Consider the following 17,196-nt stretch of genomic DNA (forward strand, 5'->3'; position numbering starts at 1 on the left):
GCTGCGGAATTCGAGCGGCCGCGGCGGTCAGCCGGCCTTGGCGCGGTTCACAGCGGAATGAGCGGTGCAACCTCGCGGTCGGAAGGCCGCTCGCTGGCCGCTAGGCCTGCGAGCACGCCGGCGCGATCGGCCGCGTTGCGGTTCTGGCTCATCTTGCGCTTGCCTTCCAGCCGCGTGATCGGCATGCGCAGGCCGACAATGCCCTTCAACTGCGACTGGATGAAATCCGCCGGCGCGTCCGACACGGCCCAGGGTGCGCTGCGCTCGCCCTCGTGCAAATTGGTCAGACGGGTCACGACCTCAAGCAGCCTGTCGGCGTCCTCGAAGAATTCGATCGGCCCATGGGCGTGGGCGGCGATATAGTTCCAGGTCGGCACCACCTTCCCGGTCTCCTGCTTGGTCTGATACCAGGCCGGCGTCACATAGGCGTCCGGTCCCATGAAGATCGCCAGGCCGTCGCCCAGCGCAGGAACGCGCCATTGCGGATTTGCCTTCGCGACATGGCCGTAGATGACGCCATGCTCGCCTTCGCTGTCATCGAGGAAAAGCGGCAGCGGCGTAGCCAGCGGTCCTTCCGCCGTGGCGGTGACTAGCGTCGCCAGCCGCGCGGCGCGGATTGTTGCGCTCAGGCTCTCATGATCGTCATCGCGGAAGGCGGGCGGTGTGTACATGGCAAAACTCCTTGCGGCATAAAATGCCTGAAGTCCGGCCTGCTTAGAACATCCGGTTTTGACGTTTTTGTGTGGTCCAGCCGGAAGTCGTGATGCGCCGATGCCAGTGGCCCGGCGCCGCGGATCCCGCCAGGGTGTCCGGCCGCGATGCCGGCCATCATCTGGGCTGGCACCGCTGACGGATCGTCAGTTCAGAAAATCTCGTTGGTGAGCCGCTTCACCGGGCCAAGCAGGATCGAGCCCGTCGGCACGCCGTTGTCGATCGGGATCGCCTGGCGATCCGGCATGTCCTCTTCCGGCGCCCCGACATTGGCCGTCACGACGACCGGGGTCTTGGTGGGCACGCGGTCGTAGAGGTCGATGATGTCCTGGTTGATCAGGCGCACGCAGCCCGACGAAACCGACTTGCCGATCGACCACCATTCGGGTGAACCGTGCAGGCGGTAGAGCGTGTCCTGACTGCCCTGGAAGAGATAGAGCGCACGCGCGCCGAGCGGGTTCTTCAGGCCACCGGGCATGCCGCCATTCTTGGCGCTGTATTGTGTCAGCTCCGGCTGGCGCGCGACCATCTCGTCCGGCGGCGTCCATTTCGGCCACTTCTGCTTCCACTGCACGACCGCGTCGCCCGACCATTCGAAACCGGCGCGGCCGAGACCGACGCCGTAGCGGATCGCCTGGCCGCCCTCGCGCACCAGATAGAGGAAGTGGTTGGTGGTATCGACGACGATGGTGCCGGGGCGCTGCCCGGTCGGATCGGGAACGATCTGGCGCAGGAATCTGTGATCGATCTTGTGCACCGGGATGGCCGGCAGGTCGAAGCCATTGTCCGACATCGCGCCATACATCGTCTCATAGTCGCCAAGCGGCGGCTCGACAGGAGCCTGAGGCGGCGGCGTTTGGATGGGTGCTGGGCCTTGATCGCTGGTCGTGGTGCAGGCGGACACGGCAACCGAAGCAGCGCCAAGGGCTGTGAAATTGAGGAAGCCACGGCGGCTGATGCGGAGGGAAGCGTCTGACATGGTTGCCTTTTCTGGGTCTTAACTTGCAAGAAAGCATGAATGCGAAGGCTATTGGCTGGCGGCATCCATAACAATCGGGCGTGATAGGCGGTTCCAATTCTGGCCTGAGGGTGGACAGAAAAAGGCGAAGCTGTGACCACGTCACGGCTGTTGCGCTGCAGCAACAGCGATGTCAGACGCCCGCCAGCAGGCCGTCGAGCGAAGGCAGGATCAGCCCTGGCGGAAAGTCGCGGTATTCATCCGGCTGGTTGGTCCGGTTGATCCAGACCGTACGGAAACCGAATTTGGTCGCGCCCGCTATGTCCCAACGGTTCGACGACTGGAAAGAGACCGCTCCCGGATAAAGCCGCCAACTGGTGACCACCATGTCGTAGACCGAGGGGTCGGTCTTGAAGCGCTTGACCTGGTCGACCGAAAACACGTTGTCCAGGATCTGGTCGAGCGCGGCGGATTTGACCGCCGCGTCGAGCATTTCCGGCGAACCGTTGGAGAGGATTGCAAGCTTCGCGCCGGACGATTTGAGCGCCTTCAGCACGGCGGGCACTTCCGGATAGCAATCGAGCCGCCAATAGGCTTCGAGCAGCTTCGTCCGCAGCGCCGGATCGGCCGAGGGCACCTTGCGCAGCGCAAAGTCGAGTGCCTGCTCGGTCAGTTGCCAGAAGTCGGCATAAGAGCGCATCAGCGTCCGCACCCAGGAATATTCGAGCTGCTTGGCGCGCCAGATTTCCGACAGCAGCTGCCCGTCCGGGCCGATCTCGCCGGCATGGCGGCGCACGGCGGCGTGCACGTCGAACAACGTGCCATAGGCGTCGAAGACATAGGCGGCATGATGCATGGCTTAAGTTTTGCGGCGCGCGGGCCCGCCGTGCAAGCATTGATTGCAGTCAAGTGCCTCTGGCCTCAACGATTTTTCCCGATGTCGGTTGACGCCGGCCGTCAAAGCATCGTCCTATGGCCGCCTGAAATCACTCGTTGGACGACGAACATGACACTGGCGGCTGCGGCGCAATCCGCGACATGGACCTATGTGGACGGCGACTGGTACGAGGGCAACGTTGCCATTCTCGGACCGCGCAGCCACGCCATGTGGCTCGGCACCAGCGTCTTCGACGGCGGCCGCTGGTTCGAAGGCGTCGCGCCCGACCTCGAGCTTCACTCCGCCCGCGTCAACGCATCGGCGACGGCGCTTGGCCTGAAGCCGTGGATGACGACGGAAGAGATCGTCGGCCTGACCTGGGACGGCTTGAAGAAGTTCGACGGCAAGACGGCAGTCTATATCAGGCCGATGTATTGGGCCGAGCACGGCGGCTATATGGGCGTGCCGGCCGATCCGGATTCGACCCGCTTCTGCCTCTGCCTCTACGAATCTCCGATGATCCCGCCATCCGGTTTCTCGGTCGGCGTCTCGCCGTTCCGGCGGCCGACCATCGAGACCATGCCGACCAACGCCAAGGCCGGCTGCCTCTATCCCAACAACGGCCGCGCCATCCTGGAGGCCAAGAATCGCGGCTTCGACAATGCGCTCGTGCTCGACATGCTGGGCAATGTCGCCGAGACCGGCACGTCCAACATCTTCCTGGTCAAGGACGGCCATGTGATGACGCCCGCCCCGAACGGCACCTTCCTGTCGGGCATTACCCGCTCGCGCACCATCAACCTGCTCGGCGACTACGGCTTCAGGACCATCGAGAAGACGCTGTCGGTTCGCGATTTTCTCGAGGCCGACGAAATCTTCTCGACCGGAAACCATTCCAAGGTCGTGCCGGTCACGCGCATCGAGAGCCGCGACCTGCAGCCCGGGCCCGTGGCCAAGAAGGCGCGCGAGCTTTATTGGGAATGGGCGCATTCGACGTCCGCCGCTTGAGCCGCTGGAGTTTCAGCGTTTCACGGAACGGCGACCCACTCTTTCTCTTGTTTGGCGCAATTGCGGACGGAAAACCCTTTCACACTTTTTCGCGAATTGCTCTAAAGTCGCTCGGCGCTTCATTCCGGAGTTGCCCCAACCCATTCCAGACCTATCTAAGTTCGGTAGTTTCACCGGATTTTTTCCTCGAGGGAGTACCATCCATGGCTTTTGAGTTGCCCGCCTTGCCTTACGACTACGAGGCGCTTCAGCCCTATATGTCGAAGGAGACGCTGGAGTATCACCACGACAAGCACCACAAGGCCTATGTCGACAACGGCAACAAGCTGGCCGCTGAGGCCGGCCTTGGCGACCTGTCGGTCGAAGAGGTGGTCAAGCAGTCCTTCGGCAAGAATGCCGGGCTCTTCAACAACGCGGCCCAGCACTACAATCACATCCATTTCTGGAAATGGATGAAGAAGGGCGGCGGCGGCAACAAGCTGCCGGGCGCGCTGCAGAAGGCCGTCGACAGCGATCTCGGCGGCTATGACAAGTTCAAGGCGGATTTCATCGCCGCCGGCACCACCCAGTTCGGCTCCGGCTGGGCTTGGGTCTCGGTCAAGAACGGCAAGCTCGAGATTTCCAAGACGCCGAACGGGGAGAACCCGCTGGTGCATGGCGGCACGCCGATACTCGGCGTCGATGTCTGGGAGCACTCCTACTACATCGACTACCGCAACGCGCGGCCGAAATATCTCGAGGCCTTCGTCGACAGCCTGATCAACTGGGACCACGTCCTGGAGATGTACGAGAAGGCCCGTGCATGACCCCGAAAATCGAAATCGATTTTCGGAAAGGATCATGCGCAGAATCAAGCGTTACAGCGTCCTTTGCGCGCCGAAAGGCGCGCGGCGCTGTAAGGGCTGAGCGATTTTGATGAAAAGCCCCGGCGTACCGGGGCTTTTCTTTATCAGCCAACACAGGAGATTGATCACGGCCGCGAAAATCGTGACGGCACTGGGGGAATATTCCCGCCACCAGCTCCGTTAACGTCCAGTCGCGCAGTCTCACCACGGAGCCAATTGAATGAGAAAGCTTGTCCTTGCCATCTCCATGCTCGCCTTTGCCGGTTCGGCCGCCTTTGCCGATCCGATCCAGGAGCGCCAGGCGCTGATGAAGGAGCGCGGCAAGCTCGCCGGCCAGTTGTCCAAGGTGGTCAAGGGCGAGGAGGATTTCGACGCGGCCGCCGTGCTGACGACGCTGAAGGCCCTGCAGGCCAATGCCGAGAAGTTCGATGCCGAAAAACTGTTTCCGGCCGGCTCCGACAAGGGCGACACCACGGCAGCACCCAAGATCTGGGAAGACATGGCCGGTTTCAAGGCCGCTGAGGACAAGTTCCTGGCCAACACCAAGGAAGCGGTCGCCTCGCCGCCGGGCGATGTCGATGGTCTGAAGGCGCAGCTCAACACCCTCGGCGGCGATTGCGGCGCGTGCCATCAGAGCTACAGGATCAAGAAGGGCTGATCGCCTGATATGGCCTGGCTGAAGAAGCTCGTCGGCGCCGCCATCGTGCTTGGCGGCGCGGCGGCCGCCGCCGGCTGGGCCCTGTCGGCGCCGGTCAGGCTTGACGCCGGGGCCATCGCGCAGCTCGGCCCCGGCGACGTCGCCAAAGGCAAACGCATCTTCTATGCCGGCGGCTGCACCTCTTGCCATTCCAAGCCCGGCGCCCAGGGCGACGCTCGGTTGCAGCTGGCCGGCGGGCTGGAACTCAAGACGCCGTTCGGCACTTTCGTGCCGCCCAATATCTCGCAGGACCGGAAGGACGGCATCGGCGCCTGGAGCGAGGAGGATTTTGCCAACGCCATGCTGAAAGGCGTCTCGCCTTCGGGCGAGCATTTCTATCCGGCCTTCCCCTACGCCTCCTATGCGCGCATGAAGCCAGCCGACATCGCCGACCTCTACGCCTTCATGAAGACGCTGCCGGCGGTCGCCGGCAAGGCGCCGGACCATAAGCTTTCCTTCCCCTTCACCATCCGCCGCGGCATCGGCCTGTGGAAGTGGCTCTATCTCAATCCCGAACCAGTGATCGCACTGCCCAACGGCACGCCCGACAAGGTGCTGGCCGGCCGCTATCTTGTCGAGGGACCCGGCCATTGCGGCGAATGCCATACGCCACGCGACATCGCCGGCGGCCCGAAGAAGGGTGAGTGGCTGGCGGGCGCCGTGGCTGCCGAAGGCTCGGGTATCGTGCCGAACATCACCCCCGACGGGAAGAGCATCAAGAGCTGGTCGGAAGCCGATATCGCCAACTATCTCGAGACCGGCTTCACGCCCGATTTCGATTCCGTCGGCGGCTCGATGGTCGAAGTGCAGCGAAACATGGCGCAATTGACGGCGGACGACCGCGCCGCGATCGCCGCTTATCTCAAGGCCGTCCCGCCGCATCCAAACGGCTATCCGGAGCGCAAGCCGGCGAGTTGATTACAAGCAATATCAGCAAAAGTGGGCAGCGGGTTTCCGTCGGGAATCGCATCAAAAATAGTTACGGGTGGCGGTCGCCCAGGAAATCGAAGCCGTTTTCAAAAAAGTGGTTGTAGTCGCAGGTCAATTCCTCGCCGGGCGCGATATCGCGCAGCGCGTAGGTTTCCTCGGGCGAGGAGACGTCGCAGTTCGGCTCGTCCGCGTGGTTCATGTAACGCGCGTCATCCGCCTCGAAGACGATGTAGTTGGGGTCGCGCCGGTCCGGATAGGAATAGCGATCGAGATAAGACTTCACCGGCCCGCTTTCGCCCTCATAGGTGTCGACGGGAATGCGCCGGTCGAATCTTGGGTCGAGCTTCCAGATCAGTGTGCCCTTTGCAATGCGGTGTTTGGCGAAGACGCCGATGCCTTGGATGGGCGATTTGTCGAGATAAACGTCGACGAGCAGCATGACGAACCTTGTGAATGAGCAGTCGGCGCGGTCCAAGAACCATGTCCAAAAAAGCAGAGCATTGCGTAACGCGCGCCCTTGGCAATTGCGAGTGGAAAATCAGGTCTTCCCGGTCACTTTCAGGGCATAGGCGTAAATGTAGGCGATCTCCTCGAGCCGCGAGAAGCGGCCCGACGCGCCGGCATGGCCGGAATCCATGTTGACCTTGAACAGGACCGGGTTGTCGCCCGCCTTGCGTTCGCGCAGCCTGGCCACCCATTTTGCCGGTTCCCAATAGGTCACGCGCGGGTCGGTCAGACCTGCCAGCGCCAGGATCGGCGGATAGTCGAGCGCCGCGACATTGTCGTAGGGCGAATAGGCGGCGATCGTCTTGTAGTCGTCGGCGGACGCGATCGGGTTGCCCCATTCCGGCCATTCCGGCGGCGTCAGCGGCAGGCTAGCGTCGAGCATGGTGGTGAGCACGTCGACGAACGGCACCTCGGCGACGATGCCGCCGAAGCTTTCCGGCGCCATGTTGGCGATCGCCCCCATCAGCATGCCGCCGGCGGAGCCGCCTTGCGCGACGATGCGGTCATGCATTGTGTAACGCTCGGCGACGAGATGGCGGGCGCAGGCGATGAAATCGGTGAAGGTGTTCATCTTCTTCGCGCGCTTGCCATCCTCGTACCAGCCATACCCTTTGTCCTTGCCGCCGCGCACATGCGCGATGGCATAGACGAAGCCGCGATCGACCAGCGACAGGCAGTTGGTGTTGAAGGCCGAAGGCACCGCGATGCCGTAGGAGCCGTAGCCGTAAAGCAGGCAGGGTGCCGAGCCGTCCAGTGGCGTGTCGCGATGGTAAAGCAGCGAAATCGGCACCAGCTCGCCATCCGCCGCGGGCGCCATCAGCCGGCGCGTGACATAGTGCTCCGGATCGTGACCGGAAGGCACTTCCTGCGTCTTCAGGAGCACGCGCTCGCGGCTGCGCATATTGTAGTCGAACACCTGCGCCGGCGTTGTCATCGACGAATAGGTGAAGCGCATCGTCTCGGTGTCGTATTCATAGGAGCCGGAGAGGCCGAGCGAGAAGGCCTCCTCGTCGAAGGAGATGAAATGCTCTTCGCCGCTGGCGCGCTCACGCACGACGATGCGCGGCAAGCCGTCCTTGCGCTCGAGCCGCACCATGTGGTGCTTGAAGCCAAGCACCGAGAGGATCAGCCGGCCGGGCTCGTGCGGTACCAATTCCTGCCAGTTGGCGCGCACCGGATTGTCGACCGGCGCGGTCATGATCTTGAAGTCCTTGGCGCCGTCGGCGTTGGTGAGGATGAAGAAGACGTCGCCGCCTTCTTCCAGGTCGTATTGCAGCCCGGCCTCCCGCACCGCCACCAGCCTAGGCGCCGCGGATGGATCATTGGCCGGCAGAAGCCGGTACTCGGATGTCTCATGGTCGTTGATGCCGATCATGATCCAGTCATTAGCGCGGGTGCCGCTGACATCCATGAAGAAGCCCGGATCGGTCTCCTCATAGATCAGCCGGTCGTTCTCGGGCTTGTCCCCGAGCGCGTGGAAGAACACTTTCGACGGGCGGTGGTTGTCGTCGAGACGGGTATAGAAGAAGCCGTCATCGCCCGCGTTCCATACCCCGCCGCCGCCCGTATCCGGAATCTGGTCGGCAAGGTCCTTGCCGCCTGCAAGGTCGCGCACGCGCAGCGTGAAGAATTCCGAACCCTTGTCGTCGAACGCCCAGATCAGCTTCCCGTGGTCGCTCGAATGGTCGACGCCGCCGAGCCGGAAATAGGCCTTGCCCTCGGCTTCCGCGTCGCCGTCGAGCAGGATTTCCTCCCTGCCGCCATCGCGCGAGGTGCGGAAATAGCGCGGCTGCTCGCCGCCCTGCCGGAAGGAAGAGCCGTAGGCATATGGGCCGTCCTTCATCGGCACCGTGGAGTCGTCTTCCTTGATACGTCCCTTCATCTCGGCAAACAGCTTGCCGCGCAGATCCGCGGTGCCGGCCATCAGAACGGCCTGATAGGCATTCTCGGCCTCGAGATGGGCGCGAATTCGGCCGTCGAGCAGGGAAGGGTCCCGGAACACGGCCTGCCAGTTGTCGGCCCGCATCCAGGCGTAGTCGTCGTTGCGGGTGATGCCGTGATGCGTGTCGGACACCGGATGTTTCTCGGGCGTCGGCGGGTTGGCGGCCGGGAAGGTGGAAATCAAGGCGGAAGTCCTGGTCATTACGTCTCGCTGCGGAATTTGCTTGAATGACGAATGAACACGCCGCTCAGCGGCGGTTCAAGGGGCGCGGCTCAAGATGGTCGACAGAAGCCAAGTCGAAGGGGGAAGATGAAATCCTGTGTTTCTACCGCAATGTCTATTGCTGTCGTCGCGGCAGTGCTTGCTTTTTCCACTCAGTCTCATGCAACCGTCTTTGCCGCCTGGCAAGTGGCGGGCGTACCGTTCGGCGACACCCTCAATGCGCGCAAATATCCCTCCAACGCATCGCAAAAACAGGCCGCCTATCCGAACGGCACCGTGCTGCAGATGACCGGCCGCTGCACAGGCGGCATAAATCTCCTCGATATCGCCCGGCAGCCGCAATGGAAGCAGCGTCAGGCAATCCGCTATCGCTGGTGCGAGGTCTGGCACGACCCGGCGCAGAATGGCCATTTCGTCACCGGCTGGGTCTACGGCAAATATATCGCGCCGTACTGAGGGATACCGTCGCGCCGCCTTGTTGGAGCCGCCAAGGCGACATCCTTGCGCTTGTTGCGCCGCAGGATTCGTTATGCTGGCATAACAGGCGCCCAAGCATTGGCCAAGCATTGAACGCCGGTTCGAGCGGCGATCGGATGTCTAACGTACGGGCGACGCAACGTCATGGCATGCTGGTCTGACCAGAAAAATCTCGCGAAGTTACACGGTGCACGAATTTTTGAAGCTGAATCGGCAATATTTGATGAATATCGACCAATATAAATCAGTATGCGAATTGACTTACTTTCAATGCGGCGTCATTAAGATAACCGACGCGAATCGCAGAGCCTTTCCTGAATGAATTCGCGCGATGCCCGATCCTGAAAAAAGGGCGCAGTTTTAGAAACAACTCTCGTTGGGGCCTTAGAACTATGGAAATCGTCGAAACACCTTCGAAAAACGGTGATGCGCTGATCGAGCTGACCGCCGATGTCGTCGCCGCTTATGTCAGCAACAACCCGGTGCCGGTTGGGGAACTGCCGAACCTTATCGCCGACGTCCATGCCGCGTTGGGCCGGGTCGGCGGCTCGCCGGAGCAGCCGTCGGCCGAGAAGCAGAAGCCTGCCGTCAACCCGAAGCGCTCCGTCCATGACGACTATATCGTCTGTCTCGAGGACGGAAAGAAGTTCAAGTCGCTGAAGCGGCATTTGATGACCCATTACAATCTCACGCCGGAAGAATACCGTGAGAAGTGGGGCCTGGACGCCAACTATCCGATGGTCGCCCCCAATTATGCGGCCGCTCGCTCGCAGCTCGCCAAGAAGATGGGTCTGGGCCGCAAGCGCAAGGGCCGCTGATCGGCTTCGTTCCTCAGGCAAAGTTCGAACGGCGCCCCCTGGGGCGCCGTTTTGCTTTTCAGAGCAATTCCAGGAAAGTCCGAATGGTTGGGCTCAGCGACCTCGCCGTAGCCATTCCATTCGGAGTTGCACAAGACAAAGAGAACGTCGGCCAGGGTCAGGCCGTCTGCTTCAAGGCCGCTTCCGCGTCGCGCTTGATGCGCTTGACCATCGAACGCAGGCCATTGGCGCGCTGCGGCGACAGATGCTCGTCGAGGCCGAGCTCCTTCAGCGTCGCCTCCGCGTCCGTGTTCTGGATCTCGCTTGCCCGCCGGCCCGAAAACAGTGCCAGCATGATGGCGACGAGGCCGCGCACGATATGGGCGTCCGAATCGCCCTGGAAACTGATCACCGGATCGGCGCCCGCTCCCTGCTCGGTGGTGAGCCACACCTGGCTCACGCAGCCGGGCACTTTGTTCGCGGCCGTGCGCTCCCCCTCGGGGAAAGGCGGCAGGCCCTCGCCGAGCTCGATCACGTAGCGATAGCGGTCCTCCCACTCGTCGAGCAGGGAAAAGTCGTCGCGGATCGTCTGGATCAGGGTGGTCATAGCCCGCATATAGTGGCGCCGCAGGGCCGCGTCACGGAAAAAGAAAGACGCCGCGGGCGTCGAGAGGTCGGACGGGCCCGCGGCGTAGCCGAGTAGCGGCTGAGGATTGTCTCAGTTCTTGGAAGTCAACATCACCGGAATGTTGACCTTGGCGGGCAGCACGATGTCCTCGGCGATACTGCCGGTGGTCGTGACCGAGCCATCCGCGACCTTCGTCTCCGGCGCGCCTGCCTGCCCGGACTGCCCAGACTGTTTGTCGTCGATCATGGCCGCGGCGATCCTGGCCGTTTCCTTGGCGCGAACGCTGATGGTGTACATGGCCGATTTGCCGGTTTCGCAGACGTCGGGCTTGCGCTCGCAGAGCCCTGCGATGTCGCCCACCGCCTCGCGCGCCGCAAACAGCGCCTGGACCGGCCCGACGCTCTGCTGGCCGTCCTCGCCCGGGCCGACGCCGAGCGGCAGCGCCAGCAGCACCAGCGAAAACCAGAAAGCCATCCTGATCAGAAAGCCCATCTTACTTGCCTCTCGTGCGGGATGGATCGTGTATCCATCCGTGACGGATCATGCATCCATCGGCATGACCTCTTTTATGGGCACGATAATGGCACGGTCACGCAAAGGACGGCTTGCATCGAAGCCGCGAATTTTCCTCAAATTTTAGACGAATTCGAAAGGAATTGGTTTTGAAGCGGACTTGTGTCGAATCTCATCGACCGCATTAACTTTACGATAACCATGTATCGCATTGTAATTACTCGATTTTATTCGCGATAGAGATTAGCCGCGTCAAGTTTAGGTCCGTTTTGGCACAGGCCTCGCGGCTAACGCGCCGTTTACCATGGCGCCAACTCGGCGTGCTTTGCGGGGCCGGCATCACAATATTTGCCTTGGCCGGGCCGCCGGCTCCATCAGCCTTATCCATTCCTTAAACGCTGGATGCGAGTTTCAAGCCGATTGACGAGTCACCTGCCAGGCAGGGTTTTTTAAGACCGGGTACGCGTGCGTTGAGTTCGATTTCAGCCAGATACGTTCAATTGCCTGGCGCGGTTGCCGCCGGCTGCGAACGCTTGGTTCACCCCACCGTGACGAGTGAGGCGGAACGCCTGCGCCAGCGCCGCTTCATAGGCGTCATGCTCGCCGCGCCTTTCCTTGCCGCGGGTGCTGCGGTGACCCTGGTCACCTCGAGCCTCGGCGCGGCCGTCACCATAGCCGCCATCTTTGCCGCTTTCGGCCTGTGCTGGTTTGCGGCACTTCTGGTCGCCGCCACCGGCCACATGGCGCTCGCCGGCCGCATGGCGGTCGCCTTGGGCGGCATCGCGCTTGCCGGCGTCATAGCGGCGGCGGGCGGACTGGCCTCGCCGGTCGCGCTGCTTGGCCTCGCATTGCCGGTCGAAACCTGGTGGGTTTCCGGGTCGCGGCGCGCCGCGCTGTCGAGCCCTCTGGCGGCGGTCGCCGCGATCGTTCTCCAGCCCTTTGCCGGCCAGGTCCTGCCGCTCGGCGAAATCGCCGCCTGGCACTGGCTGTTGCCGCTGGCCTGGGCGCTGACGCTGTTGCCGCGTGCCGCCGCCTTCGCCAATCCTGCCGGCCTGCGGCCGGCGGAGCCCGCCGGCGATCGTCTCGAGGATGTGATCGACGCCGTCGTGCTGCGCGTCGGCCGCCAGGGTGAAGTGCTCGATGCGTCCGCCAGGGCGCGTTCGGTGCTGAAACTGGCGCCGGAACTCCTGCTCGGCACCGGCCTGTTCGACCGCGTCCATCTGTCCGACCGCGTCGCCTATCTCACCGCCTTGGCCGACATGCGCGAGGGGGCAGCGAAGCGCCGGCTTGAGCTGCGCATCCGCTTGCCGCGCGAGGGAGCCAGTGCGGCCGATAATTTCCGTCCGTTCAATCTCGACTTGCTGCGCGGCGAAGCCGGCAGCGACGTCTTCATGCTGGTGCTGCGCGAAAACGACGATGTCGCGGTGCTGCGCGAGGAGCTTGCGGAAGCCAGGGAGGCCGCCGCGGCCGCCGAAGTTGCCAAGGGCCGCTTCCTGGCAGTGGTCAGCCACGAGCTGCGCACGCCGCTCAACGCCATCATCGGCTTTTCCGACATGCTGCTGCATGAGATGTTCGGCGCCTTCAAGGACCCGCGCCAGAAGGAATATGTCGGCCTGGTCAGGGAGTCCGGCCAGCACCTTCTGTCCGTCGTCACCTCGATCCTCGACGTCTCGCGCATTGAGGCGGGCGCCTATGCGACCGAGCTGGAGACGTTCCGTTTCGTCGAGGCCGTCGACATGTGCCGCTCGATGATGCGGCCGCTGGCCGACGCCAAGGGCATCGTTCTTGCCACCCAGATCGCGCCGGATGCCGGCGAGATCAATGCCGATCGCCGCGCCGTGCAGCAGATCCTGATCAACCTTGCTTCGAACGCCGTCAAGTTCACGCCCGATGGCGGCAGCGTGGTGATCGGCGCCAAGCGCGTCGGCTCGCGCCTGCATTTCTGGGTGAGCGACACCGGCATCGGCATTGCCGAGGAGGATATGGCCAATCTCGGCAAGCCGTTCATGCAGATCCAGAACGACTACACGCGCCGCTTCGAGGGAACCGGGCTCGGCCTGTCGCTGGTCAAGGGCCTGGTGGCGCTGCACGACGGCACGATGTCGATCGAGAGCGCGCCGGGTGAGGGCACCACGGTGACGATCGGCCTGCCGGTGACCGGGCCGAAGCGGCATTCCGGTGCGCAGCCCGGCGTGCTGGCCATGCCGGCGGCGAAGCCGAAGGGGGATAGAGATGGGGAGGGGAATGGCTCGCTCCGCAAAACGGCGTAAGGTCGTCGAACCCGAGCGCGGCGTCCTTGCCGAAGGCGCGGTCGCCGTCGGTCAGCTGATCGCAAGCAATCCAGTCCTGGTCGGCGGTTCGACCGCCTTCCTGGTGACGCTGTTCTACGTCTCGGCCAATGCGCTCTGGTATCAGCCTTTTCCGCATACCGGCGCCTTCTTCGAGACCCGCAGCATCGAGAATTTCCCGCATACCGTCTCCGACGAGCCTGAAACCACCATCAACATCGTGCGCCAGGCGCCGGCGCAGCCCGCGGCCAAGCCGGACCCGGTCGTCCAGCAGGTGCAGGGCATCCTGAAGGACCTCAGCTTCTATGACGGCACGGTCGATGGTCTCACCGGACCGGCCACGCGCAAGGCGATCCAGGCCTACCAGCTGAAAGTCGGGCTGCCGGGCTCGGGCGAGATCGACGGCGCGCTGCTCGACCAGCTTGGCACCCGCCAGACGACGGCGGCGATTCCCCATCCGGCGCCCCGGCCGGCCGATGGTGTGGCCGTCCCGGCCGCCAAGCCGTCGGTGATCCCGGTTTCCGCCCCAGTCGATGACGCCAGGCAGTCGCCCGATGCCCGCATCGTCAAGATCCAGGCGGGCCTCAAGGCCTTCGGCAACAACGACATGCAGCTCGACGGCAAGGTCGGCGCCCGCACCAAGGCCGCGATCAAGGAATTCCAGGCCTTGTTCGGCCTGCCCGAGACCGGCGAGCCGGACGAGGCGGTCTATGTCAAGATGCGCGAGATCGGCCTAACCAACTGAGCGGCGGCAACGATCGTTTCGGTTCCTTCATTCTTGCGGTAAGGAACCGCTCATGACATCCGGAAACATCCCATGCGCGTAACCACCGACCTTTGGGTTTCGGCTCTTGTGCGTCGCGTCTTCGGCGCCGGCGGTTTTGCCGCCGTGGTCAAGCGCGGCGCCACCGAGGCGGGCGCCGTCTTCGTGCTGTCGCGCGGGCGTCTGGGAGAGGTGGCTCTTTATGGGCCGGCGCCGCAGACGAGCTACGATTCGGCCAAGCCGGATGAGCGCTTCTTCACCTTGCTCGATGCCGGCGACGATAGCGCCGCTTCCGACGCGCGGCTGGAGCGGGAGAAGAAATTCGATCCCGACATCTGGGTGGTCGAGATGGAGGCGGGAGCCGTTCCGGTTGAAGAGCTTCTTTCGGTGAAGGCCGAATAACCTTATCAGGAGGCCTTGAGGCCGGAGCTCGCGTCGTCGCCGTTCGATGCGTCGCGTCGTTCCCTGCTGATAGTGTCGTCCGCTTTGTCGCGGATGGCCCGCGAAAGAGTCTCGGCCTTCCAGGCGCGGACCTTGTCCAGCGCCGCCTCGCGGTGCAGCAGCCGGTAACGGTCGAGGAACAGCCGGATCGCCTGCGGATGCGGGAACTCGCCGGGATAGACCGCGACCGCGATCAGGAAGGCCCTGTCCTCGCTGAGGTCGAGGGCGCGCAGCGCCGCAAGCAGTGCGGCATAACCTGACTGCCCGGTCACCGAGCGGGCCGTCGCGAAGTCGATCTCCAGCGCATCGGCAAGCGCGGTCTGGAAGAAGGCGGCGTTGCCGGTCAGCGCCGTCTCGCGCAGCCTCACATAGGCAGGCTGGCCGAGGAAGGTATTGACGTCGGCGGCGTCGCCGGCCGGGCGCATCATCGACCGCAGGCGGCGCCGCGCGTTCTCCGCCGCTTCGCCGGACGCGGCACGGCCGGCGTCCGCCTTGGTTGCGGGCTCCGGTCTCGGCGTGAGCTTCGTGACCGTGTCCGGCGGCGGCGTCTTGACCAGCGTCGGTCTTTCCAGCGCGCGGATCAGGTCGGCGATCGTCGGGTTGAGCTCCTTGCGGCGCGCAATGGCGCGCGCATGCGGCAAGCCATGCCGGCCGATCAGCGCGATGAGGTCGATGTCGCTCAGTGCGTTGGAGCGGGTGAGCAGGGGTGCCGCGATCTCGACCGGCTCCTCGGCTAGCCGCCGCACCAATGCGGTCGGCGCGTATTCGCATTCGGAAAGGGCGGCGGCGACATAGCGACGCGACTCGACCGAGACCTCGTCGAACAGCGGCAGCGTCAGGTCCTCGAGCTGGGCGATCTCGCGGCGCGAGGGGCGCGTCAGCGAGCAGAAGGCCGACACAGCCGCGCGGAACAGCCTTTCGGCCTTTCCCGCTTCGGTCCGGATAGCGATTTGCCTGAAATCCGAAGATGACACGGAGGATACGCCCGACACTCGACACAACTCCTGAACCGCCCAATCCGGTCGGGCCGGTTTCGCATCTTCAGGAAAACAAACATCAAATTAGCCGCGATCCGTTAGCGCTCCGTTAACCCTCTACGCCCCTTAATCAACTTTGGAGGCGTTGCGTTGTGCTCCGGTCAAACCGAGAGGAATGCGCGAACCATGGGCATGGTCCTGTCTTTTGTGCCGCGGGCGGCACCTGTAAATCGAGCAAGTCGCGACACCGCTACGGCGGCGGCGGTCATCATTTTCCCTGGCGTCCGCTATGAGTTGCGCCCGCAGGCCGATGCGGCCCGGCCCGGCGACAGCGGCTCCGACAGGCCAGGCTCCCCGCCGCCCGCCAAGCCGCATCACTGAACGGGCTCGCCTTCTCAGTCGTCCTGCAAATCGCAGCTGCTCTGCTCGAGGAAGCGCGACACGATCGGCTTCCAGCTCTCGTCCGGCACGAAGGCGCGGACGACGAAGATGCCTTCCTCGATCGGCGCCTCGACAAAGATCGCGCCTTGCAGATCCTCCGGAAGGTCGCGCCGCACATCGATCATCTGCGCCGGCGTCAACACCACCGTATCGAGCTTCTCGCCATTGGCGTTGTGGTCGTTGAAGGAATAGATGTTGTGGCCGCTGCGGTCGTAGACCGAGGCCGACCAGAACGGCACGTCGCCCGGCGCCTTGATCCGCACCAGGCCGTCGGCAAGGTCGAAGCGGCAGGCGGCGGCGTAAAACAGCGGATCGACCGATTTCACCACAGGCGCGCCGCCGGCTTCGGCATCCAGCCGCGTCATCTTGTAGAAGTCCGAGGCCATCGCCAGCCGCGACCAGGCATCGCGTTCGGAAAATTCCGGCACCAGGAACAGCACAACGATATGCACGATGCCGGCGCCGAGCAGGCCGAGGATCAGGGCATGCAGCAGCCTACGCATTGCAGCCCGCCTTCAGGATGCGCGGCAGCGCGACGTCGGAGAGGCCGGTGCTCGAGGCTATCGGCGTGTCGTAGAAGGTCAGCACGAAATACATCTTGCCGGATCCGCCGGTGAGCAGCCAGTTGCCGGGGGCAGGGCGATTGCCGACCGAAATGACGACGGAATTGTCGGGCCGGCGCAGCAATTGGTAGGACTGCAGTGCCGCCTGTCTAGGCTTGCCTGTGTCGATCACGCCAAGCGACTGGTCGGCGGCGTAGAGCGTCCAGAAGCGGGCGGTGGGATAACCGCCTTCGACTGTGTAGGTGCATTCGCGCTTCAGCTGCTCGCCGGCGTCATCACGCTCGGCGACGAAGGCCAGCCCCTCGGCCCGGCCGAGCGCCAGCACCCCCTCGCGCGCCACGCGCGCCTTGGAGTAGGGATCGGCGGCTAAAGTCCCGACTTCGGGGAAGGCGGTCCATTGGCCGATGCGGATCGCCCCGACGCCGTCCTGCGCGTTGAGCGCATACCAGACGCTGTAGCCGCCAAGCCCAATGGCTATGGCAAGCGAAAGCAGCGTCAGGATGGCGTTCTTGAGCATGAGAGCCGCAAACAGAGGAGGTTGCCCGGGATATCGCGGCGCGGGGTGCCGTGGCAAGCCGGCTTCGCATGAGGGCCGCTCTAAGGTGTGTTGA

General features: G+C 63.7%; 19 protein-coding genes. 9 read left to right on the forward strand and 10 right to left on the reverse strand.

Annotated features, from left to right (window positions below; genetic code table 11):
* Nucleotides 1-47: 47 nt before the first annotated feature.
* The 3 genes from EN862_RS13090 to EN862_RS13100 form a co-directional block, all read right to left on the reverse strand.
* Entirely contained in the window at nucleotides 48-671 is a 624-nt protein-coding gene (locus tag EN862_RS13090) for an FMN-binding negative transcriptional regulator (RefSeq protein WP_127867167.1), read from the reverse strand.
* A gap of 191 nt (nucleotides 672-862) precedes the next feature.
* A complete protein-coding gene (locus EN862_RS13095; RefSeq protein ID WP_127867168.1) occupies nucleotides 863-1,690 on the reverse strand; it encodes a L,D-transpeptidase in 828 nt (275 codons plus the stop codon).
* A gap of 172 nt (nucleotides 1,691-1,862) precedes the next feature.
* Complete coding sequence (locus tag EN862_RS13100; protein ID WP_127867169.1) at nucleotides 1,863-2,525, reverse strand: haloacid dehalogenase type II; 663 nt, start codon at nucleotides 2,523-2,525, stop codon at nucleotides 1,863-1,865.
* 150 nt (nucleotides 2,526-2,675) lie between these two features.
* Here EN862_RS13100 and EN862_RS13105 point away from each other — a divergent pair, with 150 nt between their 5' ends.
* The 4 genes from EN862_RS13105 (at nucleotide 2,676) to EN862_RS13120 (ending at nucleotide 6,014) form a co-directional block, all read left to right on the forward strand.
* Complete coding sequence (locus tag EN862_RS13105) at nucleotides 2,676-3,554, forward strand: branched-chain amino acid aminotransferase (RefSeq protein ID WP_127867170.1); 879 nt, start codon at nucleotides 2,676-2,678, stop codon at nucleotides 3,552-3,554.
* Nucleotides 3,555-3,757: 203 nt separating this feature from the next.
* Nucleotides 3,758-4,360 carry a superoxide dismutase gene (locus EN862_RS13110; protein ID WP_127867171.1) on the forward strand — a complete coding sequence of 201 codons (603 nt, stop codon included), beginning with the start codon at nucleotides 3,758-3,760 and terminating at the stop codon, nucleotides 4,358-4,360.
* 259 nt (nucleotides 4,361-4,619) lie between these two features.
* Complete coding sequence (locus tag EN862_RS13115) at nucleotides 4,620-5,057, forward strand: cytochrome c (RefSeq protein ID WP_042641989.1); 438 nt, start codon at nucleotides 4,620-4,622, stop codon at nucleotides 5,055-5,057.
* A 9-nt stretch (nucleotides 5,058-5,066) separates the two neighbouring features.
* Nucleotides 5,067-6,014 carry a cytochrome c gene (locus EN862_RS13120; protein WP_127867172.1) on the forward strand — a complete coding sequence of 316 codons (948 nt, stop codon included), beginning with the start codon at nucleotides 5,067-5,069 and terminating at the stop codon, nucleotides 6,012-6,014.
* Between the two features lie 61 nt (nucleotides 6,015-6,075).
* On the opposite strand, the gene EN862_RS13125 is transcribed toward EN862_RS13120, so the two are convergent.
* Both EN862_RS13125 and EN862_RS13130 read right to left on the reverse strand, forming a co-directional pair.
* Entirely contained in the window at nucleotides 6,076-6,465 is a 390-nt protein-coding gene (locus EN862_RS13125; RefSeq protein WP_042642111.1) for an SET domain-containing protein-lysine N-methyltransferase, read from the reverse strand.
* A gap of 99 nt (nucleotides 6,466-6,564) precedes the next feature.
* On the reverse strand, nucleotides 6,565-8,676 hold the full coding sequence (locus EN862_RS13130; RefSeq protein WP_127867173.1) for a S9 family peptidase: 2,112 nt from the start codon (nucleotides 8,674-8,676) through the stop codon (nucleotides 6,565-6,567).
* A 132-nt stretch (nucleotides 8,677-8,808) separates the two neighbouring features.
* Here EN862_RS13130 and EN862_RS13135 point away from each other — a divergent pair, with 132 nt between their 5' ends.
* Nucleotides 8,809-9,153 carry an SH3 domain-containing protein gene (locus EN862_RS13135; protein ID WP_245519622.1) on the forward strand — a complete coding sequence of 115 codons (345 nt, stop codon included), beginning with the start codon at nucleotides 8,809-8,811 and terminating at the stop codon, nucleotides 9,151-9,153.
* Between the two features lie 413 nt (nucleotides 9,154-9,566).
* Complete coding sequence (locus EN862_RS13140) at nucleotides 9,567-9,992, forward strand: MucR family transcriptional regulator (protein WP_027164827.1); 426 nt, start codon at nucleotides 9,567-9,569, stop codon at nucleotides 9,990-9,992.
* A gap of 157 nt (nucleotides 9,993-10,149) precedes the next feature.
* Here the strand turns inward: EN862_RS13140 and EN862_RS13145 are convergent, their stop codons facing one another.
* Together EN862_RS13145 and EN862_RS13150 are read right to left on the reverse strand one after the other, a co-directional pair.
* Complete coding sequence (locus tag EN862_RS13145; RefSeq protein WP_127867174.1) at nucleotides 10,150-10,578, reverse strand: SufE family protein; 429 nt, start codon at nucleotides 10,576-10,578, stop codon at nucleotides 10,150-10,152.
* 111 nt (nucleotides 10,579-10,689) lie between these two features.
* On the reverse strand, nucleotides 10,690-11,091 hold the full coding sequence (locus tag EN862_RS13150; RefSeq protein ID WP_127867175.1) for a DUF5330 domain-containing protein: 402 nt from the start codon (nucleotides 11,089-11,091) through the stop codon (nucleotides 10,690-10,692).
* A gap of 554 nt (nucleotides 11,092-11,645) precedes the next feature.
* Between EN862_RS13150 and EN862_RS13155 the strand changes: the two genes are divergently transcribed.
* From EN862_RS13155 to EN862_RS13165, 3 genes are all read left to right on the forward strand, one after another.
* On the forward strand, nucleotides 11,646-13,382 hold the full coding sequence (locus EN862_RS13155) for a PAS domain-containing sensor histidine kinase (RefSeq protein ID WP_127867176.1): 1,737 nt from the start codon (nucleotides 11,646-11,648) through the stop codon (nucleotides 13,380-13,382).
* Nucleotides 13,357-14,145: a peptidoglycan-binding protein gene (locus tag EN862_RS13160; RefSeq protein ID WP_127867177.1), complete on the forward strand. Its 789-nt coding sequence runs from the start codon at nucleotides 13,357-13,359 to the stop codon at nucleotides 14,143-14,145. Before EN862_RS13155 ends, EN862_RS13160 begins: the two co-directional genes overlap by 26 nt.
* A 72-nt stretch (nucleotides 14,146-14,217) precedes the next feature.
* Entirely contained in the window at nucleotides 14,218-14,565 is a 348-nt protein-coding gene (locus EN862_RS13165) for a DUF1491 family protein (RefSeq protein WP_127867178.1), read from the forward strand.
* Nucleotides 14,566-14,570: 5 nt separating this feature from the next.
* Here the strand turns inward: EN862_RS13165 and EN862_RS13170 are convergent, their stop codons facing one another.
* From EN862_RS13170 to EN862_RS13185, 3 genes are all read right to left on the reverse strand, one after another.
* Complete coding sequence (locus EN862_RS13170) at nucleotides 14,571-15,578, reverse strand: DUF2336 domain-containing protein (RefSeq protein ID WP_127867298.1); 1,008 nt, start codon at nucleotides 15,576-15,578, stop codon at nucleotides 14,571-14,573.
* Between the two features lie 398 nt (nucleotides 15,579-15,976).
* Nucleotides 15,977-16,525, reverse strand: coding sequence for a DUF1254 domain-containing protein (locus EN862_RS13180; RefSeq protein ID WP_127867180.1), 549 nt, complete (start codon nucleotides 16,523-16,525; stop codon nucleotides 15,977-15,979).
* The gene (locus EN862_RS13185) at nucleotides 16,518-17,102 is read right to left on the reverse strand and encodes a DUF1214 domain-containing protein (RefSeq protein ID WP_127867181.1); all 585 of its coding nucleotides are present in this window, start codon (nucleotides 17,100-17,102) and stop codon (nucleotides 16,518-16,520) included. The genes EN862_RS13180 and EN862_RS13185 overlap by 8 nt, the downstream gene beginning before the upstream one ends.
* Nucleotides 17,103-17,196: the final 94 nt, after the last annotated feature.

Origin of the sequence: Mesorhizobium sp. M2E.F.Ca.ET.219.01.1.1, from assembly GCF_004016445.2 — a bacterium.
Taxonomy (GTDB): domain Bacteria; phylum Pseudomonadota; class Alphaproteobacteria; order Rhizobiales; family Rhizobiaceae; genus Mesorhizobium.